This is a genomic window from Methylobacterium sp. J-030 (genome assembly GCF_022829545.1).
Lineage (GTDB): Bacteria > Pseudomonadota > Alphaproteobacteria > Rhizobiales > Beijerinckiaceae > Methylobacterium.
In genome coordinates this window covers 96,794-118,068 of record NZ_JAKSYM010000391.1, presented here as the reverse complement: position 1 = coordinate 118,068, position 21,275 = coordinate 96,794, and the positions used below count along the sequence as shown (strand labels likewise).

General features: G+C 72.6%; 20 protein-coding genes. 7 read left to right on the top strand and 13 right to left on the bottom strand.

Annotated features, from left to right (window positions below):
• Positions 1 to 52: 52 nt before the first annotated feature.
• Positions 53 to 937 carry an alpha/beta fold hydrolase gene (locus tag MKK75_RS31970; protein WP_244046496.1) on the top strand — a complete coding sequence of 295 codons (885 nt, stop codon included), beginning with the start codon at positions 53 to 55 and terminating at the stop codon, positions 935 to 937.
• A 15-nt stretch (positions 938 to 952) separates the two neighbouring features.
• Here MKK75_RS31970 and MKK75_RS31965 read toward each other — a convergent pair whose 3' ends face one another.
• Entirely contained in the window at positions 953 to 1,171 is a 219-nt protein-coding gene (locus MKK75_RS31965) for a hypothetical protein (RefSeq protein ID WP_244046495.1), read from the bottom strand.
• Positions 1,172 to 1,455: 284 nt separating this feature from the next.
• Here MKK75_RS31965 and MKK75_RS31960 point away from each other — a divergent pair, with 284 nt between their 5' ends.
• A complete protein-coding gene (locus tag MKK75_RS31960) occupies positions 1,456 to 2,670 on the top strand; it encodes a UbiH/UbiF family hydroxylase (protein WP_244046494.1) in 1,215 nt (404 codons plus the stop codon).
• A 70-nt stretch (positions 2,671 to 2,740) separates the two neighbouring features.
• Here MKK75_RS31960 and MKK75_RS36530 read toward each other — a convergent pair whose 3' ends face one another.
• Positions 2,741 to 3,043: a hypothetical protein gene (locus MKK75_RS36530; RefSeq protein WP_244046493.1), complete on the bottom strand. Its 303-nt coding sequence runs from the start codon at positions 3,041 to 3,043 to the stop codon at positions 2,741 to 2,743.
• On the opposite strand from MKK75_RS36530, the gene MKK75_RS31950 reads away from it, so the two are divergent.
• Positions 3,042 to 3,401 carry a hypothetical protein gene (locus tag MKK75_RS31950; RefSeq protein ID WP_244046492.1) on the top strand — a complete coding sequence of 120 codons (360 nt, stop codon included), beginning with the start codon at positions 3,042 to 3,044 and terminating at the stop codon, positions 3,399 to 3,401. The genes MKK75_RS36530 and MKK75_RS31950 overlap by 2 nt on opposite strands.
• A gap of 69 nt (positions 3,402 to 3,470) precedes the next feature.
• Here the strand turns inward: MKK75_RS31950 and MKK75_RS31945 are convergent, their stop codons facing one another.
• Together MKK75_RS31945 and MKK75_RS31940 are read right to left on the bottom strand one after the other, a co-directional pair.
• Positions 3,471 to 3,815: a hypothetical protein gene (locus MKK75_RS31945; RefSeq protein WP_244046491.1), complete on the bottom strand. Its 345-nt coding sequence runs from the start codon at positions 3,813 to 3,815 to the stop codon at positions 3,471 to 3,473.
• Between the two features lie 161 nt (positions 3,816 to 3,976).
• Positions 3,977 to 5,239 (bottom strand): acyl-CoA synthetase, encoded by a 1,263-nt coding sequence (locus MKK75_RS31940; RefSeq protein WP_244046490.1) that lies wholly within the window; start codon positions 5,237 to 5,239, stop codon positions 3,977 to 3,979.
• A 464-nt stretch (positions 5,240 to 5,703) separates the two neighbouring features.
• Here MKK75_RS31940 and MKK75_RS31935 point away from each other — a divergent pair, with 464 nt between their 5' ends.
• Complete coding sequence (locus MKK75_RS31935) at positions 5,704 to 6,471, top strand: invasion associated locus B family protein (RefSeq protein WP_244046489.1); 768 nt, start codon at positions 5,704 to 5,706, stop codon at positions 6,469 to 6,471.
• A gap of 149 nt (positions 6,472 to 6,620) precedes the next feature.
• Here MKK75_RS31935 and MKK75_RS31930 read toward each other — a convergent pair whose 3' ends face one another.
• The 4 genes from MKK75_RS31930 to MKK75_RS31915 form a co-directional block, all read right to left on the bottom strand.
• Positions 6,621 to 7,628, bottom strand: coding sequence for a DUF4424 family protein (locus tag MKK75_RS31930; RefSeq protein WP_244046488.1), 1,008 nt, complete (start codon positions 7,626 to 7,628; stop codon positions 6,621 to 6,623).
• 84 nt (positions 7,629 to 7,712) lie between these two features.
• Positions 7,713 to 8,051 (bottom strand): heat shock protein HspQ, encoded by a 339-nt coding sequence (gene hspQ, locus MKK75_RS31925; protein ID WP_244046487.1) that lies wholly within the window; start codon positions 8,049 to 8,051, stop codon positions 7,713 to 7,715.
• Between the two features lie 47 nt (positions 8,052 to 8,098).
• Entirely contained in the window at positions 8,099 to 8,497 is a 399-nt protein-coding gene (locus MKK75_RS31920; RefSeq protein WP_244046486.1) for a nuclear transport factor 2 family protein, read from the bottom strand.
• The gene (locus MKK75_RS31915; protein ID WP_244046485.1) at positions 8,494 to 9,237 is read right to left on the bottom strand and encodes a DJ-1/PfpI family protein; all 744 of its coding nucleotides are present in this window, start codon (positions 9,235 to 9,237) and stop codon (positions 8,494 to 8,496) included. Before MKK75_RS31915 ends, MKK75_RS31920 begins: the two co-directional genes overlap by 4 nt.
• Before the next feature lie 53 nt (positions 9,238 to 9,290).
• Here MKK75_RS31915 and MKK75_RS31910 point away from each other — a divergent pair, with 53 nt between their 5' ends.
• Complete coding sequence (locus MKK75_RS31910; RefSeq protein WP_244046484.1) at positions 9,291 to 10,274, top strand: GlxA family transcriptional regulator; 984 nt, start codon at positions 9,291 to 9,293, stop codon at positions 10,272 to 10,274.
• A 7-nt stretch (positions 10,275 to 10,281) separates the two neighbouring features.
• Here MKK75_RS31910 and MKK75_RS31905 read toward each other — a convergent pair whose 3' ends face one another.
• Together MKK75_RS31905 and MKK75_RS36525 are read right to left on the bottom strand one after the other, a co-directional pair.
• Positions 10,282 to 11,331 (bottom strand): HpcH/HpaI aldolase/citrate lyase family protein, encoded by a 1,050-nt coding sequence (locus tag MKK75_RS31905; protein ID WP_244046483.1) that lies wholly within the window; start codon positions 11,329 to 11,331, stop codon positions 10,282 to 10,284.
• 223 nt (positions 11,332 to 11,554) lie between these two features.
• Entirely contained in the window at positions 11,555 to 11,926 is a 372-nt protein-coding gene (locus tag MKK75_RS36525) for a DUF2778 domain-containing protein (protein ID WP_409567643.1), read from the bottom strand.
• Between MKK75_RS36525 and MKK75_RS36520 the strand changes: the two genes are divergently transcribed.
• Positions 11,912 to 13,093, top strand: coding sequence for a pentapeptide repeat-containing protein (locus MKK75_RS36520; RefSeq protein WP_409567642.1), 1,182 nt, complete (start codon positions 11,912 to 11,914; stop codon positions 13,091 to 13,093). The two genes, MKK75_RS36525 and MKK75_RS36520, sit on opposite strands and share 15 nt — an antisense overlap.
• A 38-nt stretch (positions 13,094 to 13,131) precedes the next feature.
• Here the strand turns inward: MKK75_RS36520 and MKK75_RS31895 are convergent, their stop codons facing one another.
• Complete coding sequence (locus MKK75_RS31895; RefSeq protein WP_244046481.1) at positions 13,132 to 14,469, bottom strand: AmpG family muropeptide MFS transporter; 1,338 nt, start codon at positions 14,467 to 14,469, stop codon at positions 13,132 to 13,134.
• Positions 14,470 to 14,971: 502 nt separating this feature from the next.
• On the opposite strand from MKK75_RS31895, the gene dinB reads away from it, so the two are divergent.
• Entirely contained in the window at positions 14,972 to 16,054 is a 1,083-nt protein-coding gene (dinB, locus tag MKK75_RS31890; protein WP_244046480.1) for a DNA polymerase IV, read from the top strand.
• Positions 16,055 to 16,233: 179 nt separating this feature from the next.
• On the opposite strand, the gene mfd is transcribed toward dinB, so the two are convergent.
• Together mfd and MKK75_RS31880 are read right to left on the bottom strand one after the other, a co-directional pair.
• Positions 16,234 to 19,866, bottom strand: coding sequence for a transcription-repair coupling factor (gene mfd, locus MKK75_RS31885; RefSeq protein ID WP_244046479.1), 3,633 nt, complete (start codon positions 19,864 to 19,866; stop codon positions 16,234 to 16,236).
• Between the two features lie 357 nt (positions 19,867 to 20,223).
• Complete coding sequence (locus MKK75_RS31880) at positions 20,224 to 21,267, bottom strand: LacI family DNA-binding transcriptional regulator (protein ID WP_244046478.1); 1,044 nt, start codon at positions 21,265 to 21,267, stop codon at positions 20,224 to 20,226.
• Positions 21,268 to 21,275 lie beyond the last annotated feature (8 nt).

Genomic DNA, 21,275 nt, shown 5'->3' with positions numbered 1-21,275 from the left:
GGTGCATCCCGGCGCGCCAGTGCATCGGGATGGAGGCAGGAGACCGACACCCATGGCCAGCGACTTCCTGCCGGGCTTCGCGCGACACCGGATCGAGACCGCCCCCGGGGTGACGATCAACGCTCGCGCGGCCGGCTCCGGGCCGCCGGTGCTGCTGCTGCACGGCCACCCGCAGACCCTGTCGACGTGGCTCCACGTCGCCCCGCGGCTCGCGGAGACCCGCACGGTCGTCGCCATGGACCTGCGCGGCTACGGCGATTCGTCAAAGCCCCCGGGCGGCGCGCGCCACGCCAACTACGCCAAGCGCGCCATGGCGGCCGACGCGGTGGCGGTGATGCGGGCGCTGGGCCACGACCGATTCGCCGTCGTCGGCCACGACCGGGGCGGGCGCGTCGCCCACCGCCTCGCCCTGGACCATCCCCAGGCGGTAGAGCGGATCGCCCTGTTCGACATCGCGCCGACCGCGACCATGTACGCGCGCACCAACAAGGACTTCGCGACGCGGTACTTCTGGTGGTTCTTCTTCATCCAGCCCCATCCTCTGCCGGAGACGCTGATCGGCGCCGACCCGGCGTATTTTCTGCGCCACCACGTCGAGGGCCAGTCCAAGACCCCCGGCTCGACCCCGCCGGACCTGTTTGCCGAATACCTGCGCTGCTATGCCGACCCCGCCTGCCGCCACGCGATCTGTGAGGATTACCGGGCGGCGGCCGGGATCGACCTGGAGCACGACGCCGCCGATTCGGAGGCGCGGATCACGGCGCCGCTGCTGGCGCTCTGGGGCGCGATGGGCGTGGTCGGCCAGACCTACGACGTGCTGGAGACGTGGCGCGCGAAGGCCACCGATGTTTCGGGGCGGGCGCTCGATTGCGGCCACACCCTTCAGGAGGAGCGGCCGGACGAGGTCTTTTCGGAGCTGGCGGCGTTCCTGGGGTGACGGAGACGCTGAATCTCAGGGCATCGGAACGCGCTCGACGTTCAGTTCACAGCCGAGGGCTTGGTAGGCGGCGTCGAACTGCGCGCCCGGCGTCCCGTGGTCGAGCCTGGAGAGCCGGTCGACGCTCGCTCGGTTCCAGCCGAGCCGGCGCTGCAGTTCCGCGCGGGTGATCCCTTTGCCGCGGAGCAGGCGGTAGAGCCTCACCTTGAGGTCGGTCTCCAGCGGCAGCTTCACCCACACCCGGAGACCGTCCGAACGTGCAGCCTCGCGCGGCGAGAAGCCTGCGGCGTTCGCTCGGGTTCATGGCTTAACGGTCGGTCCGCAGGTCGGTGGAAGTCAACGGAAATGTGCAGCCGGGTTCCGTCAAGATCCATTCAACCGATCGCGGGCGCAAACTCGGCGATGAAAACGGCCGCGTCCCGTGCGGCACCACGGCCGGCGCCCTGGACTTGGCAGAGCGGCGGAAGAAATCAGATAGGACTGGTCGTAGACAGGCCGGCAGGACTGAACAGAATCTCATGTCCGAGGACGCCAACACACCCTTCGACGTCGCCGTGGTCGGCGCCGGGGCCGCGGGCCTCGCCGCGGCGCTCGCCATCGCCCGGGAGGGGATCCCCACGGCCCTCGTCGGCCGCCACGCCCCCGTGGCGGACGGGCGGACCGTGGCGCTGCTCGACGGGTCGGTGCGCTTCCTGGAGGCCCTCGGCGCCTGGGCGGCGGTGACGCCGCAGGCGAGCCCGCTCTGCACCCTGCAGATCATCGACGACACCGGCAGCCTGTTCCGGCCGCCGCCGGTGCGCTTCCAGGCGGCCGAGATCGGCCTCGACGCCTTCGGGTGGAACGTCGAGAGCGCCCGTCTCGTCGAGAGCCTGCGCGCCCGTGCCCGGGTCCAGCCGAACCTGACCCTGGTCGAGGCGGATTGCGCCGGCGCCGTGGCGGGCGAGGCGGCGTCCCGCATCGCCCTCGCCGGCGGTGGGGCGGTCGCGGCGCGCCTGGTGGTGGGCGCCGACGGCGGCCGCTCGCCGCTGCGGGCCGCGAGCGGCCTGCGCGTGCGCGACTGGACCTACCCGCAGAGCGCGATCACCACGATCCTGGCCCACGACCGGCACCACCGGGACGTGTCGACCGAGTTCCACACCCGCTCCGGCCCGTTCACGCTGGTGCCGCTGCCGGGGGGCCACCGCTCCAGCCTGGTCTGGGTGACCGGGGAGGGCGCGGCCCGGCGGCTGGCGGCTTTGGACGACGCCGCCCTCGGGCAGGCGGTGGAGCGCCAGGCCCGGGCGATGCTCGGCGCCATGCGGGTCGACGGCCCGCGCGGCCTCGTGCCGATGCGCGGGTTGGCGGTGGCACGCCCGGTGGCGCAGCGGCTGGCGCTGATCGGGGAGGCGGCCCACGTCTTCCCGCCGATCGGCGCGCAGGGGCTGAACCTCGGCCTGCGCGACGCCGCCACCCTCCGCGACGGGGTGCTGCGCGCCGCCCGGGACGGACGGGATCCCGGGTCCCGCCCGGTGCTCGACGCCTATGCCGGCGCCCGGCGCGTCGACACGGCGGCGCGCACCGCCGCGGTGGACCTCCTCAACCGCAGCCTGCTCACCGACCTGCTGCCGGTCGATGCCCTGCGCGGCCTCGGCCTGCTGGCGATGGGGCAGCTCGGGCCCCTGCGGCGGCTGGTGATGCGGGAGGGCGTCCTGCCCCGGCTCGGCGCGCCGGAATTGATGCGCGGGGCCCGGTGAGACTCGGTTCGGTCGGTTCTTGACCGAGGGCAGAACAGCCCGTTCTGCTGTCATTTGACGCCAACAGGCATCAGCCTATCGTGCGCTCATGAAGGCGGAACTTCTCATCCGTCGCCGCGTGGCTTTCGGTGAGCGGGATTTTGTCGAGCTGGTTGTCTGGCGGGTCCCGGAACCGGTTCCGCCGGCCCGGCACGGTTTCAAGGACCGCCTCGTCCACGTCGTGAACGGCCTGCGCGTGATCGGCTTCGACAACGAGCGCGGCAAAGGCGATCACCGGCACGATCAGGATGCCGAAGTGCCGTACCACTTCGATGTAATCGATCGTCTGCTGTCCGACTTCGTCGAAGCCGTCGAGACTTGGAGGAAGACGCATGACGAAGATTGAGGTCGAGGTCGGCCGGGATCTGCGCGCAGCCGCGGCGGATGTGGCCGACGCCTGGAAGATGGCCGAGGCCGGAAACCCCGTCGCCGGGCGTGACCGCATCCTGTTCCGGGATTGGAGCGCCCTGTGCGCGGTGCTGACGCCGAAACGCTACGAGCTCCTGCGCCATCTCCGGCGGACGCCCGAGACCGGCATCCGACCTCTCGCCCGTGCGCTCGGCCGCGATGTCAAGCGGGTCCATGAAGACGTGGTCGCCCTGGCCGAACTGGGCCTCGTCGCACGGGGTGAAGACGGAAGCCTGTCGAGCGAGATCGACGAAATCATCTCGACAATTCGCATCGCAGCGTGACTCCGCGCCATGCGTTCGGGCCGCATACCGGGGCCTGAAGCGCTCGACCCGAGCGGGAAGCGGCGGCCCTCAGAGATCCGGCTGGGCCGCCACGTAGGCGCCGAGACGGGTGGCAAGGTCGACCGGGCCGCCGGCCCGGGGCTCGGCCGAATCGCCGATCAGGATCACCGGGATGCCGCGGTCGCGCAGATGGCTGCGCAGCTTGGCGGCGCGGCGGGCATAGGCGGGGTCCCGGCGCGTCGGGGCCTGGAGCAGCACGGCGGCCGGCCGCGTGATCACGGCCAGCACATCGTCCGCCGCCTCCATGGAGGCGGTCACGCTTGCGTAGCCGAGACTGGCGAGCTCGCCCGAGAGGGACCGGTCCACGGCGCGGACGCCGTCATCGACCACGAGCACTTGTTGCAGCGCACCCATGAGCTTGAGCGGTACTCCATCCGGCACAGCTTGAAAAGATAGCCGTGACCACAATCCGTTGCAGAACCCGCGAAGGGCCCGATCGGATCCGTCGGTCCGTGTGCAGATGCGAGATTAGCCGCGGTGCCTGAGCGCCCGATGAACCGCCGCGCAGCCGCCGTTCAGATCGCCGCGACACCGATCGCGGCCCCGCCGGACAGGACCGGCCGGTAGCCCGAACCGCGCCACGCCCAGGCCTCCGGCTCAGGCGTCGCGCCGCGGGGCAGGGGTGCCGACGCGCAGGCCGGGCCGCGGCAGGCGAGGCCGCCATCCTCCCCCCGTGCGAGGGCCAGATGCGCCGGCGGCAGCGGGGCGCGGTCCGGATAGGCCAGGGTCGCAGCGAGGTCGGACAGGCCGGGGCGCGTGACCACAGCCGTCTCCCCGAGGACCAGCGAATCGAGGCGCGGCTTCTCGCCGTCCGGCACGGCGCGGCGGGTCAGGGAAGCGGGGGCCCGATGCACCACGTTGAGAACCCGCACGGTCCAGGGCAGGGGCAGGGCGGCGAGCGCCGGCTCGATCAGGGCGGGGACGACGAGCCGGGTCGGCACGGGCCGCAGCAGGGCGGTCCGGAAGCCGGCCTCCTCGAAGGGGATCACCGTCTCCAGGCCGGCACCGGCCGCAAGCGCCGCGCCGAGGCCGGTGACCAGCCCGCGCAGGTCGTGGGCCGGCAGCAGCGTCAGGACCCGCTCGTCCGCGGTGAGCGGCAGGACGTCGCAATGGGCGGCGATGGCGGCGGCGAGCGCCTCCGCGCTGCGGTAGACCGGGCGCTCCGGATCGCCGCCTTCGAAGGTTACGAGGCCGCGGCTGGGGGCCGGCTCGGCCACGCCGCGCTCCAGCGCCATCGCGTCGAGGCTGATCACCCCGTCCGGCACGCCGGGGCCGAAGGCGGCGAGGTAGCGCAGGCTGAACTGGCGCATGGCCGCGTGGGTGAGTTCTTCCGCCGGCCGGCGCACGCCGCGGCGGCCCTCGGTCAGCACGCCCAGCAGGTTGGCGGCCTCGATTCCGGCGGCGAGCTGCCCCGGATCCCAGGCGGCCGGCATCGCGCAGGGCAGGTGCCCGGCCGCCTCGACGGCGAGGTGGGCCAGCGCCGCCTCCGCGCCGCCGGAGAACCACAGGCCGACCCGGCTGCCGGCCGGGAGCCGCCACGCGCCGATCCCCCGGGCGAGCCGGCCGACGATCTCGGCGGCGGCCGCGTAGGTCCAGGTGATCGCCGGGCGCCCGCACCACGCGGCCCGGTCGCCCGAATCACGCAGGGCCGTGCGCTGCGGCGCGGCGCGCGCCGCAGCGAACAGGCAGGCCGACAGGCCGCCCGGCAGGCCGCCGGACCGCGCGGACGCGTCCGGTGCGGCCTCGACCGCCCTCTCGGCCACCGCGAACGCGTTCAACCCGCCGCCCCCCGAACAGATACTGCACAACCGCCGGCATGGTCGGCCGATTACGGTTAACCGACCACTAAGACCCGCGGGTGACGGCCGGCCCGGCAGGCTCCGCCGGGCCGGCCGGGCGCGCCGATCACGCGGTCTTGCGACGTGGCGCTTGCGGCCAAGCGGGCAGGGGCCTATCGGGGGCCGGCCGCGGCCCGGAGGGTGATCACCTGCCCGTCAGATCGCGGTGTCAAGCCGCGGTGTCATGCCTTCGCCTCATTCCAGGGGAAAGGCAGGCCGCCCGGTCGCCGGGGCGGGAGATGCGCGCAGTCAGGCGCCCGTCCCCCCCGATGGCCGGACCGTTTCATCCGGAGCTCCGGTCGGCGCGCCACGGCGGCGCGCATCCGGACGGTCCGGCGGACCTGCCGCCGGGCCGGCTCCGCATCAACCCGTCACACCGAATCGCTTCCAAGGGGTCAGAGCCGATGTCCTTCACCCGCCCCGCGACGCTCGTGCGCGCCGCCCTCCTCGGTCTCACGGGCCTCGGCCTCGCGTCCGCCCCGGCCCTGGCGCAGCCGAAGAAGCCCGCGGCCCCCGCCCCGGTCGCGCCGGCCCCAACCGCCCCGGGCGGCACCCCCGCCGCCAACACCCCGGCGGCCCAGACCGGCCCGCAGATCGTGGCCGTGAAGTCCGAGCCGAGCCAGGCCGACTGGACCAAGGTCTGCGGCAAGGATCAGGGCTCGGGCACAGACATCTGCTACACGACCCGCGACTTCGTGTCCGACCAGGGCCAGCCGGTGCTGGCGGTGGCGGTCTACGAGATGAAGAACGCCGCCCAGAAGCAGGAGGTGCGCGTGGTGCGCTACCTGCTGCCGCTTGGCCTGTTGCTGCAGCCGGGCATCCGCTTCAACGTCGATGGCCAGGGGGCCACGGCGGGCCGCTTCGCGGTCTGCTTCCCGAACGGCTGCTTCGCCGAGGCCGGGGGCGTCGATGCCGGCGTCGTGGCGGCGATGAAGAAGGGCACCACGCTGAACGTCTCGGTGCAGAACCAGACCCAGCGCGAGGTCACCTTCGCGGTGCCGCTGGCGGGCTTCGGCAAGGCCTTCGACGGCCCGGCGATCGACCCGAAGGTCCTGGAGGAGCAGCAGAAGAAGCTTCAGGCGGAGCTGGAGAAGCGCTCCGAGGACATGCGCAAGAAGCTGGAGCAGCAGGGCGGCGCGGCCCCGGCCGCCGGCGCCGCGGCCCCGAAGTAAGCCGGCCGCAGGGTCGGGGTTTTCCGGAGGGCCGGGCCGCGAGGTCTGGCCCTCCGCGTTTGCGTCGGGTCCGCGGCTTTCGCCGCGCTCTTGGCGGGCTTGCGGGGAGAGGGGTCGGCGTCACGTCCCGCCGCCGACAGGAAGACGCCCTACCGGATCCCCATCGGACCCGGCCCGGGCAGGACGAACAGGACCCGGAGGTCGTGATCGGGGATGTAGTCCCGGGCCTCCCAGCGGTATCGGGTCGGCCCGACCTTCCGGATCCCCGTGCGGCAGAAGCTCACGACCGCCTCCGGAATCCCCTTGTCCACCGTCAGGGTGAAGCGCCCGATCGGCGCGGCCCAGTTGCGCGCCGTGGTCACGATGTAGGGCACCACGAAGGCCCGCAGGGAGCCGCGCGCGTCCGGTGCCCTCGCGCGCAGGCGCCGGATCGCCGCGAGCCCGGGATCGTCCAGGCAGTAGGTCGCGCGGTAGCCTTGGCGGAACGCCTCCTTCAGGTCGAGCCGGTGGAACCCGCTCACCGGGGCGTAGCCGTGCGCGATCCGGACCTCCTTCCCCGCCGGGAAGGTCTGCAGCCAGTGGAACTTCGCCTCGCTGCGCCAGAGCCCCTCGGACATCTCCGGGTCGTCGGGGAACAGGCCGGCCTTGACCAGCTCCACCCAGGTGGCCGTGTCGATCCGCTTGTGGGCGGCTTCCAGCTCAGTGAAGCGCAGCGGGTTGAGCGGCAGGCCGTGGCGGCGCAGCAGGTCGGTCACCTCGCGCTCGCCCACGAAGGCGCGCTCCTCCAGCTCCGGCGCGACCGGACGGCCGTCCACCGTGACGGTGAAGCCGACGAAGTTCGTCCGGTCGGGCTGCGGCAGCTTGAGGGCCGCGAAGCCGAGCAGGCGGCCGTCGATCGGCGGCAGCGGGAAGGCGATCCGCACCGTCCGCGCCTCGTCCACTTGGTTGCGGAACACGTAGGCGACGTCGATCCGCGCGCGGCCGATCGACAGATCCTCGCGCGCCAGGGCGATGCCCGGCTCCGGCACGAGGATCAGACCGCCGGCATCGAGTTCGGAGGCGCTGTCGTTGGCCCATGCCGGGGCGCAGAGCAGCGCGGCAGCCAGGAGCAGCGCGGCAGCCAAGAGCAGCGCGGCGGATCGGAAGGGGGCGACCATGGCGTCGGGCTCGTCCGGCGGCGGCAACCGTCGCCCGAGGTTATCGCGGCCGCCTTGTCGGAAGCTTGACGCCGTCCGGCCCGCTCAGTTCGTGGCGCGGGCGCGCATCCGGTAGGCGCCGGCGGCGTCGCGCACGAACATCTCGGCGATGCCGGCGTGGCGCAGAGCCTCCCCCGAGGTGTCGGGCACGAGGTTCTGCTCCGACACGTAGGCGACGTACTCGGTCTCGGCGTTCTCGGCCAGCAGGTGGTAGAACGGCTGGTCCTTGCGCGGCCGGACCTCCTCGGGGATCGACAGCCACCATTCCTCGGTGTTGTCGAAGACCGGGTCGACGTCGAACACGACGCCCCGAAAGGGGTAGATCCGGTGGCGCACCACGGCGCCGATGGCGAATTTCGCGGTTCTCAGGGTTACGTCCGTCATGGTTCAGTCCGTCCTGACCGGACAGATAGGACCGATGGCGGGGCCTGTCACCGGGCGGGCGCCGATCCCCCCGGCCCGGCGGCCCGGGCCAGCAGGTCCCGGACCGCGATCGCCGCGGGCAGGGGGCGCCACAGGACGCTCATCTCGGCGATCCGCCCGGCCGCGTCGAGGCGCCAGACGTCCACGCCGTCGAGCCGGTGCGGGCCGGCCGACGCCCCGAAATACGCCGCCGCCCGCCCGGGTCCCTCCAGGATCTCGCGGATCTCGAAGGTATCGATCGTCGCCAGCAGGGCATCGACCACCGGGCGGATCGCCGCCTTGCCGCGCACGGGCTCGGCGGAGAGCGGCGTGTTGAGCACGACGCCGTCGGCCATCTGCGCCAGCATGCCGTCGGCATCCTTGGCCTGCATCGCCGCCGCGAAGGCGCGGACGTGGGTGAGGGTCATCGGAGGTCTCCTGCCTGTTCGAGGGTCCGGATGCCGAGTTCGGCCGCGATCACCCGCGCGGTGGCCGCGCGCCGGGCGGTGAGGTCGGCCACGCGCGCGCGCGCGGCCTCCACGAGGGCCGGTGGGGCGGTCCGGGGGGTGCCGCTGTCGAAGGGCGGCTCGGGGGCGTATTGCATGCCGAGCTGGATGCCCTGCGCGGCCTCGTCGCCGCGCAGTTCGGCGGCGAGGCGCAAAGCCCCGTCGATCCCCGCGGTGACGCCGGCCGCGAACACCCAGGTGCGGTTCTCCGCGTCGCGGTCGATCACCACCCGCGCATCCACCGGCTCGGCCCCGAAGAAGGGCAGGAGGTGGACCGCGTTCCAGTAGGTGGTGGCCCGGCGCCCGACGAGGAGGCCGGCCGCCCCGAGGATCAGCGCGCCGGTGCAGACCGAGAGGACGTGGGAGGCGCTCCCCGCCTGCTGCCGGATCCAGCCGAGCACCACCGGATCGCGCATCAGCGCCTCCTGGCCCTGGCCGCCCGGCACGTGGAGCACGTCGAGCCGGGGCGCCGCGTCGAGGGTCGCGTCCGGCAGGATCCGCAGGCCGCGCACGTCGCGCACCGGATCGGGGCTGGCCGCGTAGATCCGGTAGGTGCTGTTCGGGATCCGGGCCAGGATCTCGAACGGGCCGGTGAGGTCGATCTGGTCGAGCCCCTCGAACAGGAGCGAGCCGATCTGCAGGTGTCTGTCGGGCGGGATCATCGAAGGGCTCCGGGGTGGACAGGGCGACCCTACCGCGTCACGCTCTGGCCTGAATGACAAAGAGCCCTCGTTTCCCGCCAGATGCGCGACGGCCCGTCGAGGTGCTGGCCTTTCCCGCGGTGCAGCTCCTCGACGTGGCGGGGCCGCTCCAGGTCTTTGCCACCGCCAACGAGCACGGCGGGGTCGGCCTGCCTTACGCGCCGCGGGTGATCGCGCCCGGCGAGCCGACGCTCACCGCCTCGGCGGGCCTGCGGCTGGTGGCCGAGCCGCTGCCCGGCGACGACACGCCGGTGGACACGCTGGTGATCGCGGGCGGACCCGGCGTCCTGGCGGCCTGCGACGACCCCGCCCTGGTCGCGTGGGTCCGGGCGCGGGCCGGGCGGGCGCGCCGGGTCGCGTCGGTCTGCACCGGGGCGTTCCTGCTCGGGGCGGCCGGGCTCCTCGACGGGCGGCGGGCCGTGACCCACTGGCAGCATTGCGGGGCGCTCGCCGGGCGCTACCCGCGGATCCGGGTCGAGCCCGACCCGATCTTCGTGCGCGACGGCCCGGTCTGGTCCTCGGCGGGGGTCACGGCGGGGATCGATCTGGCGCTCGCGCTGGTCGAGGAGGATCTCGGCCGTCCGCTCGCGCTCACGGTGGCGCGCCACCTCGTGATGTTCCTGAAGCGTCCGGGGGGCCAAGCGCAGTTCAGCGCGGCGCTGGCCCTCCAGGCGGGCGAGGAGCGGTTCGGGGCGCTCCACGCCTACATCGCCGACAACCTGTCGGGGGATCTCGCGCTGCCGGCGCTCGCCGCGGCGGCGGGGATGAGCGAGCGCAGCCTCAGCCGGCACTACCGGGAGGCGACCGGCCTCACCCCCGCGCGGGCCGTGGAGCGCCTGCGGGTGGAGGCGGCCCGGCGGGCGCTCGCCGAGACCGCGCAGCCGGTCAAGCGCATCGCCCGGACCTGCGGCTTCGGCTCCGAGGAGACGATGCGGCGGAGTTTCCTGAGGCACGTCGCGGCTACGCCGCAGGCGTACCGGGCGCGGTTCGGGGGGTGAGGGGGGATCACCCCAGCTGATACAAAGCCGCCAATTCCGGATCCTTCGCGGCGACCAGCTTGGCCAGATCGACGATGACCTTGGCCTGCTTCCACGTGGCATCGTCCTGCATCTTGCCGTCGAGCATCACCGCGCCGGTGCCGTCCGGCATCGCCGCGACGATCCGGGCCGCGAAGGCGACCTCGGCGGGATCCGGCGCGAAGACCCGCTTGGCGATCGCCACCTGGCTCGGATGCAGCGTCCAGGCCCCGGCGCAGCCCATCAGGAAGGCGTTGCGGAACTGCGCCTCGCAGGCATCCCCGTCGGAAAAGTCGCCGAACGGGCCGTAGAACGCCTTGATGCCGTTGGCCATGCAGGCATCGACCATCCTGGCGATCGTGTAGTGCCAGAGATCCTGCTGGGCCGCGGCCCGGGGGGCGTCGCCCGCGGGATCGCTGAGCACCCGGTAATCCGGGTGGCCGCCGCCGACCCGGGTGGTCTTCATGCCGCGGGACGCCGCGAGATCGGCCGGGCCCAGGCTCATGCCGTGCATCCGCGGCGAGGCCGATGCGATCGCGTCGACATTGGCGACCCCCTCGGCGGTCTCCAGGATCGCGTGGACCAGGATCGGCTTCGTCACCCCGTGGCGCGCTTCGAGCTGGGCGAGGAGCTGGTCGATGTAATGGATGTCCCACGGCCCCTCGACCTTGGGCACCATCACGACGTCGAGCTTATCGCCGACCTCGGCCACGATCGTGAACAGGTCGTCGAGAATCCACGGCGAGTTGAGGGCGTTGATCCGGGTCCAGAGGCCGGTGCCGGTGGCGGCGAAGTCGGTCGCCTGCGCCATGGCCACGAAACCCTTGCGCGCCGCCTCCTTCTGGTCGGCGGGGACCGCGTCCTCCAGGTTGCCCAAAACCACGTCGACCGTGCCGGCCAGCTCCGGCACCCGGGCGCGGACCTTGTCGTTGTGGGGCGGCACGAAGTGGATCATCCGCTCCAGCCGCACCGGCAGCTCGCGGAACGGGGCCGGCGCGCCGGTGGCGAGCGGCTGGAAGAAGCGGCGGGGCAGTTTCATCGGGGGCCTCTTGGACGGGCTGGCGTCTATCTCCCGTTAGAGCCGATCCCGATCGCATTGCAATCGGACCCGATGAGGGATTCCAAAGGACAAGTCCTTTGGCGGTTGCAGGGCAGAGCCCTGCGGTACGGCTCTTTCACCCCCTGCGAGGGGGTGGAAGAGCCGTGCGCCGGGGTTTCACCCCGACACCCCACCAAGGGGACGGGGTCCCTTTGGAAACCCGTCAGCCGCGCCGGCCGCCGCGGTCGCTCAGGCCGATCCGGCCGAACAGGCCGCCGTCGCCGGCCACCACCACGAGGCGCCGGACCTCGCCCCGCAGGAAGGCCTGCAGGAAGCGGTTGTAGTCGCGGAACGAGACGCAGCCGTTCGAGGCGCCCGGCTGGCGCAGCATGTAGGTGTGGGCGAGCAGCCCGTCACGGCCGTGGATCGACCCGCTGCCGGCCACCGGGGTGAGGCGGATCGCCCGCACGCCGTGGAACAGGCGCTCGCGCTCGGTCAGCATGTAGGTGCCCGGCGGCGTCGAGCCGCGCATGCGCAGGTGGACGAAGCGCGGGTTGTCCATCGCCTCGCCGAGGCCGGAATGCGCCTCCAGCACCTCGCCGGAGGGGAGCGTCACCGTGCGGGCGGTGATGTCGTAGACGGCCGTGCCGGCGACGGAGTCGGGCTCCGGGCTGATCCGGGCGCGCGGGGCCTCCTGGGGCAGGGTATCCGGGCTGGCATAGGCCAGGGCCTGACGCGGTTCCTGCCGGGGCGCGGCGGCGCCGACGCCGAACAGCTTCTCGAAGAAGGACGGCTCCTCCGCCATGGCGGCGCGGAACACGTCGCGGGTGCGGGGCAGGGCGCGGGCCGCGACCCGGGCGGGCGGGGCGGTGGTCGCCACCGCGGGCGGGCGCCGCAGTTCGGGCGGACGGGCCATCGGCAGCGGCACCAGCGCGGGCGTCGCCTCGGCCGTGGTGAGCCGCAGCGGCGCGGGCTTGGCCGGATCCGCCTCGGACGCGGCCTGCGCGGTCCGGATCCGCTCGGCCTTGTTCCGCTCGGCTCTGTCCCGCTCGGCTCTGTCCCGCTCGGCCTGGGCGACCTGCCGGGCGATCTCCCGGACCGCCGGGAACGGCTCGGCCACTGCGACCTGGGTCGTGGCAACTTGGGTCGTGGCAACTTGGGTCGTGGCAACTTGGGTCGTGGCAGCTTGGGTCGTGGCAACTTGGGTCGTGGCAACTTGGGTCGTGGCGACCTGGAACTCGGTCGGCAGCGCCACGCCCCCGAAGTCGGTCGCGGCGGCCGAGCCCAGGGCGGGGCTCGGATCGAGCATCCAGGCGACGTCCGGCTGCGGCGTGGCGTGCGGGGCGGTGGCCAGGGCGGGCCGCAGCGCGGGGGCCTCGGCGGGGGCCGGGGCCTGCGGCTGACCGAGGATCGCCCACCCGGCCAGGGTCATGGCCGTCAGGCCGATGAGCCCAGTCAGACGGGCGCGGCGGCGGGCGCGCCGCATGGCGCTGGGATAGGGCGCCCGGGTGCGGGCGATCGGATCGTAGGGGGTCTCGACATAGACGATGGGCCGGGGCGGCGCCGTCCGCACGGGCTCCGCCGCGACGCGGTACGCAGTTCGGGACAACGCAGCCTGGGCCATTCGGGGAACTCGCGTGCGCGCTTCCCCGCGGGCAGCCGCCGCCGTTCGCCCGCGGACGCCGTGTCCGCACGCGTGGCTTGGCTTGCCCATCTGGGAAGGACATCAACCGTCCGTCCCATTAAGCAGCCTTATGGTTAAGTCTTGCTGAAGACGCGCACGTCGCCGCGAATACGCGTTCAGGACGCGTCCGCGGGGGCCCCCGGCGCGTCCATCGGACCGTGCCGGTGCGCGACCAGCAGGCAGAGGAGGGCCACCGGCACGCCAATCAGCGACGTGCCGACGAAGAACCATGAGAACCCGGTCCACTCGATCACGAAGCCCGAGAGCCCCGCGAGCAGGCTGCCCGGCAGGGCGCAGAGCGAGGTCAGCAGGGCGTACTGGCTCGCCGCGTGGGCGGTCGCCGAGAGCCGCGACATGTAGGTGATCAGCACGATCGACGCGAAGGCGTAGGCGAACCCGTCGATGCCGACGGTCGCCGCGAAGGTCCAGAACGCCGCCCCGCCATGGCCGCCGTGCCACGCGAGATAGGCCAGCGCGAGGTGCGAGGTCGAGGCCGTCACGGTGCCGATGAGCAGGCTCGCCATCATGCCGATCCGCGGGATGATGGCGCTGGCCAGGAACGTCCCGCCGAGCGCGATCCAGAACCCGAACAGCTTGGTCACCGTGGCGATGTCGGTGTTGGAGTAGCCCAGCGTCTTGAACAGCGGGATCGCCATGGCGCTCGACACGTAGCCGGGCATCCGGAAGCCCGCCACCAGCGCCAGCACCGGCACGGCGAGCGGCCCGAGCCGGGCGAGGAGGTCGCGGATCGGCGCCCAGACGGTCTCGGCGAAGCCACCGGTGGCCGGCGTCTCGGGGGCGGGGGGCTCGGGGGCCATGAGCGCCGCGATCGTGCCGGGGGCCATCAGCGCGGCCATGCACAGGTAGGCGGCGCGCCAGCCATACGCGTCGGACAGGTAGAGGGCGCCCGCCCCCGCCGCGAGGTTGCCGACCCGGTAGCCGATCTCCGACCACGACGACATCAGCGCCTGCCGCGCGGGGGGCGCGACGGTGATGCGCCAGCCGTCGATCACCACGTCCTGTGTCGCGCCCGCGACGCCGAGCGCCAGGGAGAACGCCACCGTCCAGCCGAGCCAGTGGGCCGGATCGCCGAAGGCGACGCCCGCGAGCGCCAGGGCGACCAGGATCTGCGTGGCGACGATCCAGCCCCGGCGGCGCCCGAGCCAGCGGCCGACCAGCGGCGCGTCGTGCCGGTCAAGGAACGGCGCCCAGAGGAACTTCAGCTTGTAGGCGATGGTCAGTTCGCTCATCAGCCCGATCGTGGCGAGCGGGACCTTCGCCTGGACGAGCCAAGCCGACTGCGTCGCGTAGACGAGCAGGAACGGGATGCCCTGCGCGAAGCCGAGGCCCAGCACCGCGGCGACCCGCCGGTCGGTGAACAGGGGCGTGAGGAAGGCGTTTTCCTGGGACTTTGCCGGCGTGGACGGGGCGCTGGCTGCAGCCGGGTTTGCCATCCATGCGTCTCCTGAGCGTCGCGAAAGAGAGAGCAGAGATGGGCGGGCGGTGCAACGATCGTGCGACTGTCCGGCTCGCACGCTCATCCCGAGGTCACGGTGGCGCGAGCCCCGACGACGGGCTCCGTCGGGGCCTGCACTGCCCCAGGATGCGCGACGGCACCCCGTTGCGGGGGCATTGGGTGATCCCGCCAATGCCCCTTATCCTGGGGTGTTGCGCAGCAGCCTCGAAGGAGGGCTCCAGGGATCGCACGGCTGGCTGGAGGGCTCCTTCGAGGCCTGCGCTGCGCGCCGGCACCTCAGGATGCGGGGGTTGGATCGGAGAGCCGATCAGAGCCGTTTCACGCGTGTGTCGTGTCCCTTGGCGCTGCGCTGTCCGGCGCCTCCGAGCCGGGGCGACGGACATCCCTGTTGACGCCGGGTCCCGTACCGCTTGACCCCGCCGTCGTGCCGCGCTCTTTCGGAACAGATCAGGAACTCACGGCGGATCTCTGAGGCGGCGATGGATCCGGAGGTCGCGCTCCGAAAGATCATCCACATCGACATGGACGCGTTCTACGCCTCGGTGGAGCAGCGCGATAACCCCGCCCTGCGCGGCCGGCCGCTCGCGGTGGGCGGCTCGAAGGAGCGCGGCGTGGTGGCGGCGGCGAGCTACGAGGCCCGCACGTTCGGCGTCCGCTCGGCCATGCCGTCGGCCACCGCCCGGCGGCTCTGCCCGGATCTGCTGTTCGTGAAACCGCGCTTCGAGGTCTACCGGGGGGTCTCGGAGGAGATCCGCGACATCTTCGCCCGGCACACGCCCCTCATCGAGCCGGTGGCCCTCGACGAGGCCTATCTCGACGTCACCGAGAATCTTCTGGGGCTGACCACCGCCACCGCCGTGGCCAAGGCGATCCGGGCCGAGATCCTGGAGCGCACCGGACTCGTGGCCTCGGCCGGGGTCTCGTACAACAAGTTCCTGGCCAAGGTGGCCTCCGACCATCGCAAGCCGAACGCCCTGTTCGTCATCACCCCCGCGATGGGGCCGGACTTCGTGGCCGCATTGCCGATCGGCCGGTTCCACGGGGTCGGCCCGGTCACCGAGGCCAAGATGAAGCGGCTCGGGATCCACACCGGGGCCGATCTGCGCGCCTGGACGCCGGAGCGCCTGCGCGAGACCTTCGGTTCCGCGGGCGCCTACTATCACGCGGTCGCCCGGGGGATCGACGAGCGGCCGGTGCGCGCCCACCGGGTGCGCAAGTCGATCGGGGCGGAGACCACCTTCTCGGACGACACCGCTGCCTTCGAGGTGCTGGCCGCACGGCTCGCGCCCCTGTTCGACAAGGTCTGGGCCGGGGCCGCCGCCAAGGGCATGCGCGGCCGGACCGTGACCCTGAAGCTCAAGTTCTCGGACTTCGCCCAAGTCACGCGGGCGAAGTCGCTCATGGCCCCCGTGCCCGACCGGGCGAGCCTGGAGCGGATCGGCCTCGACCTGCTCGCCGGCCTGTTTCCCCTGCGGCGCAGCGCGCGGCTGGTCGGCGTCTCGCTGTCGGGCTTCGCGCAGGGGGCGTCTGAGGCGCCGATGCAACTCGGATTCGAACTCTAGAGAAGCGATCAACGACAGGCCACGGATCGTCGGATGGCCGCCGCGCCGATCGCGCGGACGCCGCCGCCTTCAGCGCCCCGACACGGCGCTTCCACCGGACAGGACCGCGGGCCACGGCCGCCGCCCCTGCGGGCCGAGCACCGCCGGCGAGGATCGGCCCGACACCGGCTCCGTCGCCCTCACGCCGCCTTCTTCCCCCGCTCGGCGATCTTCACCAGGCTCCGCAGCACCTCGGTGGCGGTCTTGAGCCGCGCCGGGATGGTGTTGAGCTCGCGCACGAACACCACGCTCATGTCGGGCCGCACCTTCGCGAAGGAGGCCTGCTCGGCGACGTAGGCCACCAGCCCCTGCGGGTTGGCGTAGGACCGGTCGCGGAAATGGACCACCACGCCCTTCGGCCCGGCCTCGACCTTCTCGACATTGGCCTTGCGGCACAGGATCTTGATCGTGCCGATCTTGAGGAGCTGCTCCACCTCCGGCGGCAGCGGCCCGAACCGGTCGATGAGTTCCGCTCCGAAGCTCTCCATCTCGGCATCGTCCTGGAGGGTGGCGAGGCGCCGGTAGAGGGCCAGCCGCACCCCCAGATCCTCGACGTAATCCTCCGGGATCGTCACGGGCGCGCCCAGCGCGATGGTCGGCGACCACGCCTCCTCGGGCAGGTCCTCGATGCCGGCCTTCAGCGCCGTCACCGCATCCTCCAGCATCTGCTGATAGAGCTCGTAGCCGACCTCCTTGATGTGGCCGGACTGCGCGTCGCCGAGCAGGTTGCCGGCGCCGCGGATGTCGAGGTCGTGGGAGGCGAGCTGGAAGCCCGCGCCCAAAGTGTCGAGGCTCTGGAGCACCTTGAGGCGCTGCTCGGCCTGGGCGGTGAGCTGGCGGTTGGCCGGCGTCGTGAACAGCGCGTAGGCCCGGGCCTTCGAGCGCCCGACCCGGCCGCGCAGCTGGTAGAGCTGGGCCAGCCCGAACATGTCGGCCCGGTGGACGATCAGCGTGTTGGCGGTGGGGATGTCGAGGCCCGATTCCACGATCGTGGTCGAGAGCAGCACGTCGAACTTGCCCTCGTAGAAGGCCGTCATCACGTCCTCGAGCTGGCCCGCCGCCATCTGACCGTGGGCCACCGCGACCTTGATCTCGGGCATCTCGGCGTCGAGGAATTTCTTGACCTCGGCGAGATCCTCGATCCGGGGAACGACGTAGAAGGCCTGGCCGCCGCGGTAGCGCTCGCGCAGCAGGGCCTCCCGGATGGTCAGCGGGTCGAACGGCGTCACGAAGGTGCGCACCACCAGCCGGTCCACCGGGGGCGTCGCGATGATCGACAGTTCCCGCACCCCCGTCATGGCGAGCTGGAGCGTGCGCGGGATCGGCGTCGCCGAGAGGGTCAGCACGTGGACGTCGGCCTGGAGCGCCTTCAGCCGCTCCTTGTGGGCCACGCCGAAATGCTGCTCCTCGTCCACGATGATCAGGCCGAGATCCTTGAAGGCGATGTTCTTCGCGAGCAGCGCGTGGGTGCCGACCACGATGTCGACCGTGCCCGCGATGAGGCCCGCCCGGGTCTGCTTCATCTCCCCGGCGGAGGCGAAACGGGAGAGCTGCGCCACCTGGACCGGCAGCCCCTTGAAGCGCTCGGCGAAGGTGCGGAAATGCTGGCGGGCGAGCAGGGTGGTCGGCACGATCACCGCCACCTGCTTGCCGGCGATCGCCGCCGCGAAGGCGGCGCGGAGCGCCACCTCGGTCTTGCCGAAGCCGACATCGCCGCAGACCAGCCGGTCCATGGGCCGGCCGGCATTGAGGTCGTCCAGCACCGCGTCGATGGCGTTGGCCTGATCCTCGGTCTCCTCGAACGGGAAGCGGGCGGCGAATTCTTCGTAGAGGCCCTCGGGCGCCTTCAGGGACGGGGCCTTCCGGACGAAGCGCTGGGCCGCGACCTTGATCAGCTCGCCCGCCATCTCGAGGATGCGGCGCTTCATCTTGGCCTTGCGGGCCTGCCACGCGCCGCCGCCGAGCCGGTCGAGGGCGACCTCGGAATCCTCCGAGCCGTAGCGGGTCAGGAGCTCGATGTTCTCCACCGGCAGCAGCAGCAGGCCGCCGGTATATTGCAGCTCCAGGCAATCGTGCGGGGCGCCCGCGGCGTGCACGGTCTTGAGGCCGACGAAACGACCGATGCCGTGATCGGCGTGGACCACGAGGTCGCCGGGCTGGAGCGCCTGCACCTCCAGGATCACGTCCTGGGGCCGCTTGGCCTTGCGCTTCTGACGGACCAGCCGGTCGCCCAGGATGTCGCCCTCGGAGACGACGGCCAGTTCCCCCGCGGTGAAGCCCGCCTCCAGGCCCCAGACGGCGACCGCTGCGTCCGTGCCGCGCTTGAGCGCGTAGACGTCGGTGAGCCGGGTGATCGCCACGGGCTTCTTCAGGCCGTGGTCGGCGAGCACGCCGCAGAGCCGGTCGCGCGACCCGTCGGACCAGGCTCCCAGGATCACGTGATGACCGGATCCCTGGAGGTCGCGGATATGCGTCACCGCGGCGTCGAACACGCTGGCATTCTCGTCGGCCCGCTCCGGCGCGAAAGTCCGTCCGGCCCTGGCGCCGCAATCGATCACGGCGCGCTCCGGAGATTCGGGCTGCGCGAAGGGCGTCAGCCGCGCCACCGCGGCGGTCCCGATCCGCTCCTTCAGCTCGTTCGGCATCAGGTAGAGGGCACGGGGCGGCAGGGGCTTGTAGGGGGCGACGCCGGCCTGCGGCGTCTTCATCGCGGCCTCGCGGGCCTGGTAATAGTCCTGGACCAGACTGATCCGCTCGGCGGCGGCGTCCTCGACCTGCGGGTCGAAGATCAGCGGTACGCCGGGGAGATAGTCGAACAGCGTGTCGAGGTGGTCGTAGAACAGCGGCATCCAGTGCTCGAGGCCGGCATAGCGTCGCCCCTCGCTCACGGTCTCGTAGAGCCGGTCGTCCCGGGTCGCGGCGCCGAAACTCTGGATGTAGCCCTGGCGGAAGCGCCGGATCGTCTCGGTGGTGAGCTGGACCTCGCTCATCGGCATCAGGTCGAGCGAGCGGAGCTGGCCGGTGGTGCGCTGCGTCTCCGGGTCGAAGGCGCGGATCGATTCCAGCGTGTCGCCGAAGAAGTCGAGGCGGATCGGCGCCGGCAGGCCCGGCGGCGACAGGTCGAGGATGCCGCCGCGGACCGCATATTCGCCGGTGTCGCGCACCGTCCCCGTGCGCAGAAAACCGTTGGCCTCCAGCCACGCCACCACGTCGTCCATCGCCACGACGTTGCCGATCGCCGCCGAGAACGTCTCCCGGGCGATGTGACCCCGGGGCGGCACCCGCTGCACCAGGGCGTTGACCGTGGTGCAGAGGATGCGCGGACGATCCTCGGCCGAGCGCGTGCGGGCGAGGCGGGCAAGCGCGGTCATGCGGGCGGCCGCCGTGGCCGTGGTCGGCGAGACCCGGTCGTAGGGCTGGCAGTCCCAGGCCGGCAGGCTCATCACGTCCATCTCGGGGGCGACGAAGCCGAGCGCCGCCTGGAACGACGCCGAACGCCCGGAATCGCGCGCCACGTGGACCAGCACGGCCGGGGCATCGACGGTCGGCGCCAGGGCGCGGGCGAGGTCGGCCAGCGCCAGGGCGTCGAAGCCCTCGGGGGCGTTCGCCAGCACCGGGCTGTCGCCGCGCTTGAGGGCGTCGATCGCCCGGGCGAGGGCGGAGGATTTCGGCAGCGCGAAGCGCGCGACCTGCGGCTTGGCGGCGGGCTTCGCGACGGGCTGGGCGGCAGCCTTGGCGGCGGGGGCGGAAGGCTTCGGTTGCGGCTTGGCCATCGGGTCTTTCGCGGGGGATCCCGCCGGGCGCGTCAGGGGGCGATGTCGGGTGGCGTTAGCCCATCGGGCCGTCGCGATAAAGCATCCCGGCGGTGGCGTTCGGGTGGCTGAACGCCTCCTATATGGCCGTTCCGGCGCGGCTTGGAACGGTGGTCGTCGTCGCGCTGCACCGGATCACGCCGCTGCGCTCGCAGGGACGGGACTCGCCCCCACGCGGCAGCCCGCGAGAGCCGTGCCCGATCGCAACGCGCGGCTCTCAGCAGGTTTCGCAAAAGTGGACTCCGGTTTTGCGACGAAAACCTGCGGCACACTAAGGACCTCAGCGGACGAAACGTTGGCCTGCCTACTCAAGTCTGCTTAGAACGGCGGCCGGCCCCCCGTATCCGTGGACTCGCGCAGGACGAGGCGAGTGGGAAAACGCTTCTGCGCCAAGTCGTCCGGCGCCCGCGTGCCTTCGATCACCGCCACCAGCGTCGCGAAGGCGAAGCGCACCATGTCGAGGGTCGGCACCGCGATCGAGGTCAGGCTCGGGATCGCGTAGGCGCCCTGGGCGACGTTGTCGAAGCCGACGACGCGGATCTCCCCGGGGGCGCGCACGCCGCGGTCGTGCAGGGCCTTCAACACCCCGAACGCCACCCGGTCGTTGGCGGCCACGATCGCGTCCGGGCGGGACGGGCCGTCGAGCAGGGCGAGCGTCGCCCGGTAGCCGCCCGCGGGGGTCCAGTCGCACGCCGCCACCAGATCCGCGCGCAGGGGCAGACCGGCCTCCGCCAGGGCGTCCCGGTAGCCCCGGAACCGTTCGGCCGCGCGCTCGCCCCCGAGGAAGCCGATCGCGCGGCTGCCGGTCCGGGCGAGGTAGGCGACGGCCTCGTGGACCGCGTCGCGGTCGGCCCGGGCGGCGCAATGCGCACCCGGCACGTCGAGGCCGAACACCACGAACGGGACGCGCCTGGCCTGCAGCAGCGCGATCAGCGGATCGTCCCGCCGCTCGGCGCAGACCACCAGGCCGTCGACCCGGGCCTCGCTCACGAGGCTCGCGATCCGGGCGCGGCTCTCCGGGTCGTCGCTGCGGCAGCGCCGGTGGATCAGCGTGTAGCCGTGCTGGTCGGTCACCTGCGCGAAGGCCTGCAGCACGAGGCCCGGGTCGGCCTCGGGCATCGAATCCGGCTCGTCGTCGGGGGTCTCGAGACCCAGGCAGCCCACGCAGGCGATGCTGCGGCTCGGCTTCTTGCGCAGCGCGCGGGCCGCGAGGCTCGGCACGAACTCGAGGTCGCGCATGGCCGCCTCGATGGTCGCGCGGGTTGTGCGGGCGACCTTCTCGGGGTGGTTCAGGACCAGCGACACCGTCTGGAAGCTGAAGCCGGCCCGCCGCGCGACGTCCTTGATCGTCGTCTGGCCCATCGTCCCCT

Excerpts from the sequence above, each read along its gene's own strand:
- MKK75_RS31910 (WP_244046484.1), top strand. The coding sequence starts at position 9,291 with ATGACAAAGAGCCCTCGTTTCCCGCCAGATGCGCGACGGCCCGTCGAG.
- MKK75_RS31915 (WP_244046485.1), bottom strand. The coding sequence starts at position 9,237 with ATGATCCCGCCCGACAGACACCTGCAGATCGGCTCGCTCCTGTTCGAG.
- MKK75_RS36520 (WP_409567642.1), top strand. The coding sequence starts at position 11,912 with ATGCGCCTCCAGCACCTCGCCGGAGGGGAGCGTCACCGTGCGGGCGGT.
- MKK75_RS31960 (WP_244046494.1), top strand. The coding sequence starts at position 1,456 with ATGTCCGAGGACGCCAACACACCCTTCGACGTCGCCGTGGTCGGCGCC.
- MKK75_RS31880 (WP_244046478.1), bottom strand. The coding sequence starts at position 21,267 with ATGGGCCAGACGACGATCAAGGACGTCGCGCGGCGGGCCGGCTTCAGC.
- MKK75_RS31970 (WP_244046496.1), top strand. The coding sequence starts at position 53 with ATGGCCAGCGACTTCCTGCCGGGCTTCGCGCGACACCGGATCGAGACC.
- MKK75_RS31945 (WP_244046491.1), bottom strand. The coding sequence starts at position 3,815 with ATGGGTGCGCTGCAACAAGTGCTCGTGGTCGATGACGGCGTCCGCGCC.
- MKK75_RS36530 (WP_244046493.1), bottom strand. The coding sequence starts at position 3,043 with ATGCGTCTTCCTCCAAGTCTCGACGGCTTCGACGAAGTCGGACAGCAG.
- MKK75_RS31935 (WP_244046489.1), top strand. The coding sequence starts at position 5,704 with ATGTCCTTCACCCGCCCCGCGACGCTCGTGCGCGCCGCCCTCCTCGGT.
- dinB (WP_244046480.1), top strand. The coding sequence starts at position 14,972 with ATGGATCCGGAGGTCGCGCTCCGAAAGATCATCCACATCGACATGGAC.
- MKK75_RS31950 (WP_244046492.1), top strand. The coding sequence starts at position 3,042 with ATGACGAAGATTGAGGTCGAGGTCGGCCGGGATCTGCGCGCAGCCGCG.
- MKK75_RS31920 (WP_244046486.1), bottom strand. The coding sequence starts at position 8,497 with ATGACCCTCACCCACGTCCGCGCCTTCGCGGCGGCGATGCAGGCCAAG.
- mfd (WP_244046479.1), bottom strand. The coding sequence starts at position 19,866 with ATGGCCAAGCCGCAACCGAAGCCTTCCGCCCCCGCCGCCAAGGCTGCC.
- hspQ (WP_244046487.1), bottom strand. The coding sequence starts at position 8,051 with ATGACGGACGTAACCCTGAGAACCGCGAAATTCGCCATCGGCGCCGTG.
- MKK75_RS31905 (WP_244046483.1), bottom strand. The coding sequence starts at position 11,331 with ATGAAACTGCCCCGCCGCTTCTTCCAGCCGCTCGCCACCGGCGCGCCG.
- MKK75_RS31930 (WP_244046488.1), bottom strand. The coding sequence starts at position 7,628 with ATGGTCGCCCCCTTCCGATCCGCCGCGCTGCTCTTGGCTGCCGCGCTG.
- MKK75_RS31895 (WP_244046481.1), bottom strand. The coding sequence starts at position 14,469 with ATGGCAAACCCGGCTGCAGCCAGCGCCCCGTCCACGCCGGCAAAGTCC.